The sequence below is a fragment of the Methanothrix sp. genome, assembly GCF_024518575.1.
Taxonomy (GTDB): Archaea; Halobacteriota; Methanosarcinia; order Methanotrichales; family Methanotrichaceae; genus Methanothrix_B.
Genome location: NZ_JANIHG010000009.1, coordinates 40,741 through 50,593, shown reverse-complemented (window position 1 = coordinate 50,593; position 9,853 = coordinate 40,741). Strand labels below are relative to the sequence as shown.

At 52.9% G+C, this 9,853-nt stretch carries 10 protein-coding genes, 1 tRNA gene and 1 pseudogene; 5 read left to right on the top strand and 7 right to left on the bottom strand.

All coding sequences use genetic code 11. The annotated features are described in order from the left end of the window. Nucleotides 1-680: 680 nt before the first annotated feature. Together NQU42_RS03510 and NQU42_RS03505 are read right to left on the bottom strand one after the other, a co-directional pair. Complete coding sequence (locus NQU42_RS03510; RefSeq protein WP_296609083.1) at nucleotides 681-1,673, bottom strand: zinc-dependent alcohol dehydrogenase family protein; 993 nt, start codon at nucleotides 1,671-1,673, stop codon at nucleotides 681-683. A 66-nt stretch (nucleotides 1,674-1,739) separates the two neighbouring features. Then, on the bottom strand, nucleotides 1,740-2,828 hold the full coding sequence (locus NQU42_RS03505) for a glycosyltransferase (protein ID WP_296609082.1): 1,089 nt from the start codon (nucleotides 2,826-2,828) through the stop codon (nucleotides 1,740-1,742). A gap of 432 nt (nucleotides 2,829-3,260) precedes the next feature. Here NQU42_RS03505 and NQU42_RS03500 point away from each other — a divergent pair. After that, nucleotides 3,261-3,545 (top strand): annotated as a pseudogene (locus NQU42_RS03500) (transposase); the annotation flags it as partial. A 212-nt stretch (nucleotides 3,546-3,757) separates the two neighbouring features. On the opposite strand, the gene NQU42_RS03495 reads toward NQU42_RS03500, so the two are convergent. From NQU42_RS03495 to NQU42_RS03480, 4 genes are all read right to left on the bottom strand, one after another. Continuing rightward, the gene (locus NQU42_RS03495) at nucleotides 3,758-4,078 is read right to left on the bottom strand and encodes a PDGLE domain-containing protein (RefSeq protein ID WP_296609080.1); all 321 of its coding nucleotides are present in this window, start codon (nucleotides 4,076-4,078) and stop codon (nucleotides 3,758-3,760) included. Between the two features lie 12 nt (nucleotides 4,079-4,090). Continuing rightward, complete coding sequence (gene cbiM / locus NQU42_RS03490) at nucleotides 4,091-4,780, bottom strand: cobalt transporter CbiM (RefSeq protein ID WP_296609078.1); 690 nt, start codon at nucleotides 4,778-4,780, stop codon at nucleotides 4,091-4,093. A gap of 96 nt (nucleotides 4,781-4,876) precedes the next feature. Beyond that, nucleotides 4,877-5,332, bottom strand: coding sequence for a hypothetical protein (locus tag NQU42_RS03485; RefSeq protein ID WP_296609076.1), 456 nt, complete (start codon nucleotides 5,330-5,332; stop codon nucleotides 4,877-4,879). Further along, nucleotides 5,325-6,248 (bottom strand): hypothetical protein, encoded by a 924-nt coding sequence (locus NQU42_RS03480; RefSeq protein WP_296609075.1) that lies wholly within the window; start codon nucleotides 6,246-6,248, stop codon nucleotides 5,325-5,327. Before NQU42_RS03480 ends, NQU42_RS03485 begins: the two co-directional genes overlap by 8 nt. A gap of 701 nt (nucleotides 6,249-6,949) precedes the next feature. On the opposite strand from NQU42_RS03480, the gene rd reads away from it, so the two are divergent. Both rd and NQU42_RS03470 read left to right on the top strand, forming a co-directional pair. Then, the gene (gene rd / locus NQU42_RS03475) at nucleotides 6,950-7,108 is read left to right on the top strand and encodes a rubredoxin (RefSeq protein WP_296609074.1); all 159 of its coding nucleotides are present in this window, start codon (nucleotides 6,950-6,952) and stop codon (nucleotides 7,106-7,108) included. A 2-nt stretch (nucleotides 7,109-7,110) separates the two neighbouring features. After that, the gene (locus tag NQU42_RS03470) at nucleotides 7,111-7,641 is read left to right on the top strand and encodes a ferritin (RefSeq protein WP_296609073.1); all 531 of its coding nucleotides are present in this window, start codon (nucleotides 7,111-7,113) and stop codon (nucleotides 7,639-7,641) included. Nucleotides 7,642-7,715: 74 nt separating this feature from the next. Here NQU42_RS03470 and NQU42_RS03465 read toward each other — a convergent pair whose 3' ends face one another. Then, nucleotides 7,716-8,462, bottom strand: coding sequence for a hypothetical protein (locus tag NQU42_RS03465; RefSeq protein WP_296609071.1), 747 nt, complete (start codon nucleotides 8,460-8,462; stop codon nucleotides 7,716-7,718). Between the two features lie 522 nt (nucleotides 8,463-8,984). On the opposite strand from NQU42_RS03465, the gene NQU42_RS03460 reads away from it, so the two are divergent. Together NQU42_RS03460 and NQU42_RS03455 are read left to right on the top strand one after the other, a co-directional pair. Beyond that, nucleotides 8,985-9,069: transfer RNA gene (locus NQU42_RS03460), tRNA-Leu, on the top strand. A gap of 270 nt (nucleotides 9,070-9,339) precedes the next feature. Beyond that, nucleotides 9,340-9,852 carry a 30S ribosomal protein S15 gene (locus tag NQU42_RS03455; protein WP_296609069.1) on the top strand — a complete coding sequence of 171 codons (513 nt, stop codon included), beginning with the start codon at nucleotides 9,340-9,342 and terminating at the stop codon, nucleotides 9,850-9,852. The last annotated feature ends 1 nt before the right edge of the window (nucleotide 9,853 follow it).

The window sequence follows — 9,853 nt, the reverse complement described above, 5'->3', positions numbered from 1 at the left end:
TATTCAACACAGCAGCAGAATCATCCAGTTGTTATAGCCCACGACCAGTATCTGTCGCATGCAGGTTTCATGAGACCTCTCTCCAGAGGCAATCGATACCCATCGACGATTCGAGGCCAAGACCATCACAAGAAAATAAATTAGAAAATATAAATAATATTTATGAAATATCGTTGATGTGAAAAATAAATATTCAGTCATATTCTAAATAGTTGCAGTTTTTCGTTACAATCTCCACTGGAAATTAAGGGGTAAACTATCAAAATTTCTGATCTCCCTCTCCCCCGCACCCGGTTAGAATCGCCATACTGCTTTTTGAGGATCATGTATATCAAATTTGCCTGTGATCTGCTGTGTTGAATGCTGTTGAGAATCCGATAGCAGAGGCTGGATTCATACGAATTGCAATCTTAGTAAAAATCAATAGCTCTCGACCTTAGAGCTCTTAATTATTCAACACCGCATTGTGATCTCGTGGGCGGTATGCAAACTTCCGCAGATTGGGGGTGTGTGCCTGTATTACTGTGTATATTCATATCATTGAGATAAACGGCGCGCGAACTCACAGGATTCATGCGGCATTCGGTGCCTTCTGATCCCTGACAGCCCGTTCGGTTATTTTGAGCCCACGGGCTGGCAGCTAACTCTTGCCACATCCATCCAGATCAGGGTTTATCGCATCAGATCTTCAAGACAGCAGCCCCTCGCAGTCTGCCTGCCCTCAGCAAAGCTAGGGCATCATTCGCCTCATCGAGCCTGAACTCCTGGACCTCTGTTCTGATATGAAGCGCGCCGGCGAGTGACATGAACTCCTCCCCATCCCTTCGCGTGAGGTTTGCGACCGACCTGATGCTCCGCTCCTCCCAGAGTATGCTGTAGGGGAAGGAGGGTATGTCCGACATATGTATCCCGCCGCAGACGACAGTCCCTCCCTTGGATGTGGCTCTGAGGGCTGTTGGGACTAAAGAGCCGACAGGAGCGAATATTATCGCAGCGTCAAGCTCCTCCGGCGGCATCTCATCAGATCCTCCGGCCCATGAAGCGCCGAGTGAGAGGGCGAACTCCTGTGCCTCCAGATCTCCCGGCCGTGTGAACGCATAAACATCGATGCCCTCGAAGAGAGCGACCTGCGCGATTATGTGAGCGGCAGCGCCAAATCCGTATATGCCCAGCCGCTTCGGGCCGGGCTTCGAGAGCGCGAGCCTGTACGATCTGTATCCGATCAATCCAGCGCAGAGCAGAGGCGCGGCTCTGAGATCATCATACCTTTCAGGGATCGGTAGGCAGTAGCGCTCATCTGCAACCGTATACTCCGCGTATCCTCCATCGATCGTGTATCCGGTGAACCGCGCGTTGTCGCACAGGTTCTCCTGCCCGCGCATGCAGTACCTGCATGAGCCGTCTGTGTATCCCAGCCAAGGAACTCCGATCCTGTCGCCGGTGCGGAAGCGCTCCGCATGCTCCCCAACCGCCACGACCCTCCCCACGATCTCATGACCCGGTATGAGCGGGAGCTTCGCTCCGGAGAGCTCCCCATCGAGTATGTGGAGATCTGTACGGCATACACCGCACGCAGTTACCTTGATCAGAACATCCCTCTCTCCAGGATCGGGGATATCCATCTCCTGCAGCCTCAGAGGCTCTCCGGCTCTCTCAAGCACCATGGCCCTCATGTATCCACCCGTCACAAGTCAGCCTGCTTTATATCCTGCATTAAGCTTGCTTTGGTCCGAAGCAGATCATTCGAGATACTGCGCGAGGAGATCCTCGTAGAGGTGCTTTACGTTCTCCTCAGTCTTCGGCATATCCGGGAAACCGGTGTAGTCCATAGCCCTCTCCACATCTTTCATCAGATCGAGCCTGTACTGGCTCCTGGAGAGGAACCATCCCATCTTTCTGTAAAACCTGGAGAGGTACTCCTGCTCGGTCTGCCCGGGTGTCGGTATGAACAGTCCGTGTCTCTTGCCGAGCTCCGCGATCTCCATCATTGTTGTGTATCCGGATCTGCTTATCACGAACCTAGCCCGGTTCATGAGCTCCACCTTCACATCGGTGGGGACATATGAGTAGACACGTGTGCTCTCGTCCAGCTGTTTGAAATAATTCTTTCTGGGGCTTCCAAGAAGCACAACCTTCTCTCCTGGAAGATCTGTTATGCGTGAAAGCAGGATCTCCTCGAGCTTCGTCCTCTGTGGCTCCGGACCGGAGATTATTGCAAGGAAGTCCAGGTCCTCCTGCACATCCATCTTCTTTGTGCTGCAAAGGATGCCTGAGTAGAACGTCCTTATATTCGTGACCTTGAAATTGGAACGCGATAGCTTCCCGCTGATTGCATTCGGCCCGGGCGGATTGTCTGGGACTATGATGCCCGTGAACTTCTTATGGAAGTACCCGTTGACGTAAAGCGTCGCGAGCTCCACTGGCCAGAGGAAGAAGGGAACACTGAACCTTAGCTGGTGGGTTATGAAAAACGATGGAATCTCTCTGGAGTATACTCCCATGCGGTTATCGCTTATGATCATGTCGTATCTATCCTTTGAGAGTATCAGCCCCAGACGCCTACGCTCATCTGCCAGTGCCTTCATCATTATTGGGAGATATGCTGTGAACTTCGGCAGGAAGAATCTGGTCGAGCTGTATGGCACTGGGTAGTCCTCAAAGACCATAAACCTGCATTCAGGAAACTCTTTTCGCAGAAGCTCAAGCGCATTTCCGCTAGATGCCACCGTCACATCATGTCCACGCGCAAGGAGTTCTCTGATTATCGGAATGTCGCGAGATGCATGTCCAAGACCCCAGTTCAGAGGGCTGAAGAGCACGTGTCCCATGGGAGGCACAATCTTCCAATGGGTATTAAATAGCTTTTTGGAAATGGCATGATCTGAAGGAGGCGTAGATGTGTACTTGGAGCTGAAGGGCATCTCTTGGCTGTGTACTCGCATCATTGAGATCTTCAGCAATTACTCTCCGGCTTCATGAAGTATTGACTCAGTGGATCTCGATCCGGACATGTTCATTCATAATTAGAGCCCACGACCCATGCCTTGGAGGTATCGGCTGCCAGATCCACATTGTTCTGATTTCTACTGACTCTACAACGCAGTGCTGTGTTGGATAACTTTTTCGGAATTCCATCACTAGGCATCGATTTTTGGCTAATTTCCATCTTTACCCTGATGGCCTTACGGTTACGAATTTTAGGACTTATCCAACACAGCACAAAACGGCATAAGTTCCTGCTGTGAATAGCAAACATCTCCGTGTCGGATGCTATCGGTTTTTGCCAGAATTTTAATCTGCATGAATTCAGCCTCGGCTATCGGATCCTCAAACATCATTCAACACAGCAGGAAAACTCAAAGGCTGAGTCAATGGCAAGCTTCTTCGAGGATGTAACAGCTGCAAACGTTAATTACAAGGCCATTGTGGCTGTAATCGACAATTTCGCATCTCATAAAATCGTGAAAGATAAAACCGCAGAGCTCGGCATCTATCTCGTCTACCTCCCTCCATATTCTCCTGATCTGAATCCAATAGAGCATATGGAAATCCATAAAAAGGCCGCTTTCTGTTACATCTGTCAAAAACCTGGAAGACGCAAAAGAATCATCTCAGAAGGTCGGGCCAGATTCTCCCGTTACATGAGCTACGCCAAGGCATGGATCCACAGGTTCCTCGAAGCAGTAGGTCACAGTTATGCGGATAATTATAAAAAAGCGGGAGGTCGGAAAGTAACATCTGCCCGTTTCCAGCTATCTCAATCGGATCTTCCGGATGTGAGCTTCTTGCCGATCAGGTAGAGCAGCCCTGCGCATATCACAACGCCGATTATCGCGGATGCTATATACGCAAGCGCCGATCCTGTGAAGGATTCGACGCCGGGGAAGGAGTAATCAGGTATCGGTGCGGACCAGAGAGATCCCAGCGACTCGATGCCATGCGGGACGTAACCCAGCTTCTCCTTGATCTCCTCAGCGCCCCACTCGCCGAAGGTCTCGCCGGTCGCGAACAATCCCAGCGGCACCAGTACCGTGAGAACTGCAAGCGCTATAACCATCTTTTTAAGTGTTTTGTCCATGAGCACAGCCTCCTATGCCCTTGAGGGTTTGCCGTGTGCGAGCAGCGATGGGTCTGCACGCTGTATGTATGCGAAGATCAGCGCTGTCACAATGGCCTCGAGGAAGCTGAAACCGAGTGCGTGCTCTATGATCATCGCCGGAAGCGCCACGTTGAGCCCGTACGGCATGTAGAGCGGATATCCTGCAGCATCCTTGTGCAGAAGCGGCTGTATCCCGAACATGAATCCGGTCATCGCCGCTGCCAGCGTCAGCGAGATATATCCCGCGATTGCCGCAGCGATCGTCCTTCTCCCGGATGTCACATCAGAGCTGCCACTGACAATCGTATAGACATAGTATGCCGAGAAGGGCATCAGTACAGCCATGTTGAAGCAGTTCGCAGCAATCGCCGTTATCCCACCATCCCCAAACATCAGGGCCTGAAGCACAAGTGCTACAGATATCGATATCACAGCTGCCCAGGGGCCGAGGACTATCCCGATTATAGCTCCTCCAACAGCATGTCCGGTGCTGCCGCCGGGTATGGGGACATTGAACATCATTATCACAAACGAGAATGCTGCGGAGAGCGCAAGCAACGGGACCTGTCTGGATCTCAGCTCCCTGCCAAGCCGCCTTGCAGAGTATACCCAGATTGGGATCATTATGAGCCAAGTGGCCACAATCGTGTATGGCCCGAGATATCCATCCGGTATGTGCATATATTCACCAGATGCTCATATCGCCTTTAGTTATAAATTGGTTTTGCATGGATATACTAACTAATATGAAAATATTTTATAATATTACCACGATCCTCATGTGCTCCTGGAGATAATCCTGCGTATCCTTGATTCGAGGAGATCGATCTCAGACATGTCTGAGATGGACCTGAGCAGAGCGAGATCGCGGCGCAGCGGGCCGAGGAGGAGCTCTCTGTCACCCGGAGCATTCTCCGCTGCATCTATGAGCTCATGTATCCTTTTGATGCGCCTCTTCATCTCTGCAGCATCCTCTATCGCCTCTCTGAGCATCCGGAGCGCCTCAGCGGCCCTTCTTCCAGGGCCGGTCAGCTCCACATACCTCACCCTTCCAGCGCTCCGGCTGGAGACAAGCCCCGCCTGCTCGAGCTGCGAGAGTATCCGCAGCGTGTGGGCGAATGTCGAGTCGATTTTCTTTGAGATGAGAGATGCGTAGGCGTGATCGAGCTCGAGTATCGCGAGGAGAGCCTGGCAGGGCTTCTCCTTGAGGAGAATCCTCTCGGTCTCATCCATTCGAGACACCGGAGATGTTGGCCACGGGTATAAGCATCACCGCGCTCCTCGCCTCATCCGGCAGCTCTATCTCAAGAGGTCTGTCGTAAGCTGAGAACCTCATGCTCTCATCCACATTGATATTTATCAGGAACCTGACAGCAGGAGACGAGATGCCAAGCACCTCAGGGGTGATGCTGGTCCTCACAGTGCCTTCTCTTTTAACAAGACGATTGTCCTCCTGTGAGATCCACGCGGTCCAGTCTATGCTGCTGTTCCTCTCCAGCTCGGTGGTGTTGAACATCGCCAGAAGGATCTGAGCAGGAAGCCCCAGGACATCGCTGACCTCAAGAGCGATCACGGCAGCGCGGATCGTGCTGTTCTCAGGCGATACCTTCACTTTCCAGCAGTCTGTGCCGTCCACCCTCTCAGAGCCGATAACCTCTGCTGTGGATCTGTTGAGGATGTCCAGCTGGAGGTAGAGTCTGTTCTCCCGCAGCAGCTCGTACTCCGGATACGGCATGAACAGGCGCGTCCAGTTGCCGTTGTTCTTCTCGTATCGAGTGTTGTTTATTATATAGTACTCCCGGGATGCGGACATGCTCAGGTTCCTGTACTTCTCAGATCTCCTCGATCTCTCCTGCGATACCCTGAGCATGCTCTGTGAGACGTTCTTCGCGATCGATATCTCTCCGCTCTCTCTCAGCTGATACGATAGCCTGTCCTCCAGAGCATAGCCCTCTGTCAGGTTCAGAACCTCCGCTGTGGACATCTTAGACGACTCAAATTTGTACGAGGTGATGTTTCCAGATGCCTTGAGGAGATCTTCCATCAGTGCGGTCGAGTTCGGAGCTGCTCCAGGCCCACCGGATGGGCCGATGCAGCCTGAAAGAGCCACAAGCGTGAAAGCCAGAACTATCTTGGTGATGATCTTCATGCGCACACCCTTTTATTTTAGCAGCGCCCGGTTCGTGTGCTGTAACTGAGATGGCACAGCTCGCATTCTCTGCAAATGCCATTGATCTTCGAGACTGTAGATCTCACACGACATGCGCCGCTGGAGTCCATCTGAAACGTCTCAAGGTGAACGCTCCCCGCCCTGAAGGGCGGAGCTTCTAGGCTTACTGCCAGAGACTGCGTTCCTGGTCTCGTATGTGATAGATCCCTAGGCAGAACTTCCAGCCTTCCTAGATCATATCTTGAAGTGGAAATGGTCATCGTGATGCTTATAGGTATCGCTCCGAAAGGGGGGGTTCGCTCACTTCCTCAGGCGGGGCCTTCTCGCTTCGCCCTCTGCACTCACAGAGAAACACATTGCTATCGGTTTCTCCGGAGAGAACTCTGATCGGGAGGCTGCTGACACGTGCGAGATCTCACATGAACCCATACAAACTGGGAGGCTGGGGATCTCAATGATCCGGGCATAATGCCCATGTGCTGCACCAAAAGAACCTTTGATGCTCGATCTTGAGTCTCCTTCAACCTGTCAGATGCAAGCAGGTTGCCGAAAGCAGAAATTGATCTTGGATCAGTGGCCCAATCAGCACCCCTGCGGCCAGCTCACATTTCCAGCTGGAGTTCGTCGCTGCCGGAAACCACAAATAGTTTGCATGCGTTAAAATTCATGGAGGTGTTGTTTTGGACAAATACAAATGCACGATCTGCGGGTACATATACGATCCGGAGAAGGGTGATCCGGATAATGGTGTGGACCCCGGAACGCCTTTTGAGAAACTGCCTGATGACTGGGTCTGCCCGGAGTGTGGCGCGACGAAGGATGCATTTGAGAGGGTGTGATCATGATAAACGAGAGACTGCTCGATGCGCTTAACAAGCAGGTCAACTGGGAGCTCTACTCGTCGTACTTCTACCTATCGATGTCTGCCTACTTCGAGTCCACGGGGCTGAAGGGGTTTGCGAACTGGATGAGGGCGCAGGCGCAGGAGGAGCTCTTCCATGCGATTAAGTTCTATGACTACATAATCAGCAGGGGAGGAAGGGTGAAGCTCATGCGGATCGATGAGCCTCCAAGCGAGTGGGAGTCCCCGCTGAATGTCTTTGAGAATGTCCATGCGCATGAGCAGAAGGTCACGGGTCTCATCAATGCGCTCCTGGACCTCGCTATCGAGGTGAAGGACTATCCGACACAGAGCATGCTCCAGTGGTTCGTGAACGAGCAGGTCGAGGAGGAGGCAAACGCAGAGGAGATCGTCCAGAAGCTCAGGCTCATCCAGGGAGAGAGGGGCGTTGGGCTGCTTTACATGCTCGATAAGGAGCTGGGGCAGAGGGTCTTCACGCCACCGACCGAGAAGACAGCCGGAAAAGAGTGATCGTGGAGGTCCACAGTACCGCTCTGCGGTTCTCAGAACAAAAAGCCAAGACCCCGCAGATGCGGGATCTTTTTTTAGATGCACGGCAGCCAGTCGACGCTTATCGCTCCGCAGGTCGAGTTGCCCCAGAGCTGTATGAACTTCTCTATCGAGAAGACTCCTGTGAGATCCTCGATGCTCCGGCCGTACTCGACGTGCCTGCCCTTGACTATATCCTGTGCCTCTGGATCTCTTGACATCCAGCCGATGTGAGCTACGCCGATCACGTTGCTGTTGATGTTCGCCTCAAGGACTCCTGTGCAGCAGCTGTTCACATTGTCAGCGTATCCGTTCGCGAATCCATATGCTCTCGTCTTGATCTCTGTGCTCTTCTGCAGATGCTCAGCATGTGTGTACATCTCTGTCACGACCGCACCGATCCTGTAGTTCTGAACGCACAGTTTGTCGATCCACTTCTGGTCGTATGTGCCCGTCTGGTAGCTCACAGGCATGTACTCTAGATCCTGCTCCGATGTGAAGTTGATGTAGTCCATCGGGTAATCGCTGCCGGTCGGGTAGTCACAGGAAGTGTAGAGCGGATCGTAGCTCCTGCTCAGCTGCCTCTCTGCCTCTAGCTCTATTCTGGAGTTCACGTTGCCGCTTCCCGACTGTTTCTCGACAAGCTTTGCTCCGCTGTACCCGTACTGCGTGGATATCACGATCTCCAGGTTCCTGTATCCCACGCCCTTCACCACCGACTTCTCGTACATGTAGTTGGCAGCGCTGCAGATCCCAGCGAGAAGCACGATAAGCAGCAACAGGGATACCAGCTTTTTTCTCATCTCTATACCGTTCCTTTCACTTTAGGCCTGATCACACGACCTCCTACATCCTGAAAACTCCCACAAGGCCAGGCCGAGCCATCCTTTTCCCCCATCATCCGCGATGCATGGTAGAACTGATCCTTATTTTAAGCTTGTGCCCGGATCGATCTCGTGTTCGGTCCCGAAATCTCTGCTCCTACGGTAGGCGCTGTTCACCATCTGCATGCTTCATGTGTATCCAGAGGGCTGTGTGCATCACAGAGTCCATCGTCTGACTCGATGATGAGCTGAGACGGCCTTGTTATGCGTAATCCTTTTATCCTTTGATCGTGAGTCAACTTCGCTGTCAGGCAGGGAGAACGCCGAAGGCATGTCCCTCTGGTAAGCTTCTCACGGCACATAGGAGAGGGATCGGAGCAGTCTGCACTGCGTGTCCTTTCAGGTGAACGGAGCATCCCCACAGGGGACGTAACGCCTGACAGAAAAGGATGTGAGACCCGCCATGCGTGCGGGGTTTGCTCGCATACAGAATCCCGTGATGCGGGGGTTGCCAAGTCAGGTCAAAGGCGCTGGATTCAGGGTCCAGTCTCGCAGGAGTTCGTGGGTTCGAATCCCATCCCCCGCACTCTTTTATCCCGAGGCTCAGAGATATCGTGTTCTGCATGTGGTCCCCCATCATTGAGATCGATTCCAGGGACCCGCGTCTAGGGGTGTGATAATTCATGTAAGCCTGCTGGATCGGAGGCTTCCAGCCCGATGCCAGGTACGCAGCCCGGAAATGGCTATCCTCTCTGGCACACGCCTCCCGGCCTGCGCCTGCGAACGGCGCAAGCTTTTTATCCTGAGTTACGATGATCATTCTGCCTTCGCACTTATTGTATGATGAGGATTTGAAATGGCCAGAATGCATAGTCGTAAGAAGGGTTCATCGAGATCGAGACCACCGATGGTGGATAAGCTGCCTGAGTGGTGTGATGTGAGCAAGGAGGAGCTCGAGAAGACCATAATGACCCTCCATGAGAGGGGGATGTCGACTGCGATGATCGGGCTCACGCTCAGGGATCAGTACGGCGTGCCGAACGTCAAGATGGTCCTCGGAAAGAGCCTGAGCAGCTTCCTCAGGGAGAGGAACGCGCTCCCGGAGATACCTGAGGATCTGAGCAACCTGATGAGAAAGGCGCTTGGACTGAGGCGACACCTCCTCAGAGCTCTCCCGAAGGGGGCTGTGAGCGATACGAGCGGGGGCAGGCTTCCAAAGACGAAGGACATACACAACAAGAGGGCTCTCCAGCTCGTCGAGAGCAAGATCCGCAGGCTCGTTAAGTACTACAAGCGGGTTGGCAGGCTGCCAGCCACATGGGATTACAGGCCCGAGGCTGCTGAGATTCAGATATCCTCAAAGCAGTGAT

Excerpts from the sequence above, each read along its gene's own strand:
- NQU42_RS03505 (WP_296609082.1), bottom strand. The coding sequence starts at position 2,828 with ATGGGACACGTGCTCTTCAGCCCTCTGAACTGGGGTCTTGGACATGCA.
- NQU42_RS03465 (WP_296609071.1), bottom strand. The coding sequence starts at position 8,462 with ATGAGAAAAAAGCTGGTATCCCTGTTGCTGCTTATCGTGCTTCTCGCT.
- cbiM (WP_296609078.1), bottom strand. The coding sequence starts at position 4,780 with ATGCACATACCGGATGGATATCTCGGGCCATACACGATTGTGGCCACT.
- NQU42_RS03495 (WP_296609080.1), bottom strand. The coding sequence starts at position 4,078 with ATGGACAAAACACTTAAAAAGATGGTTATAGCGCTTGCAGTTCTCACG.
- NQU42_RS03480 (WP_296609075.1), bottom strand. The coding sequence starts at position 6,248 with ATGAAGATCATCACCAAGATAGTTCTGGCTTTCACGCTTGTGGCTCTT.
- NQU42_RS03510 (WP_296609083.1), bottom strand. The coding sequence starts at position 1,673 with ATGAGGGCCATGGTGCTTGAGAGAGCCGGAGAGCCTCTGAGGCTGCAG.
- NQU42_RS03455 (WP_296609069.1), top strand. The coding sequence starts at position 9,340 with ATGGCCAGAATGCATAGTCGTAAGAAGGGTTCATCGAGATCGAGACCA.
- NQU42_RS03470 (WP_296609073.1), top strand. The coding sequence starts at position 7,111 with ATGATAAACGAGAGACTGCTCGATGCGCTTAACAAGCAGGTCAACTGG.
- NQU42_RS03485 (WP_296609076.1), bottom strand. The coding sequence starts at position 5,332 with ATGGATGAGACCGAGAGGATTCTCCTCAAGGAGAAGCCCTGCCAGGCT.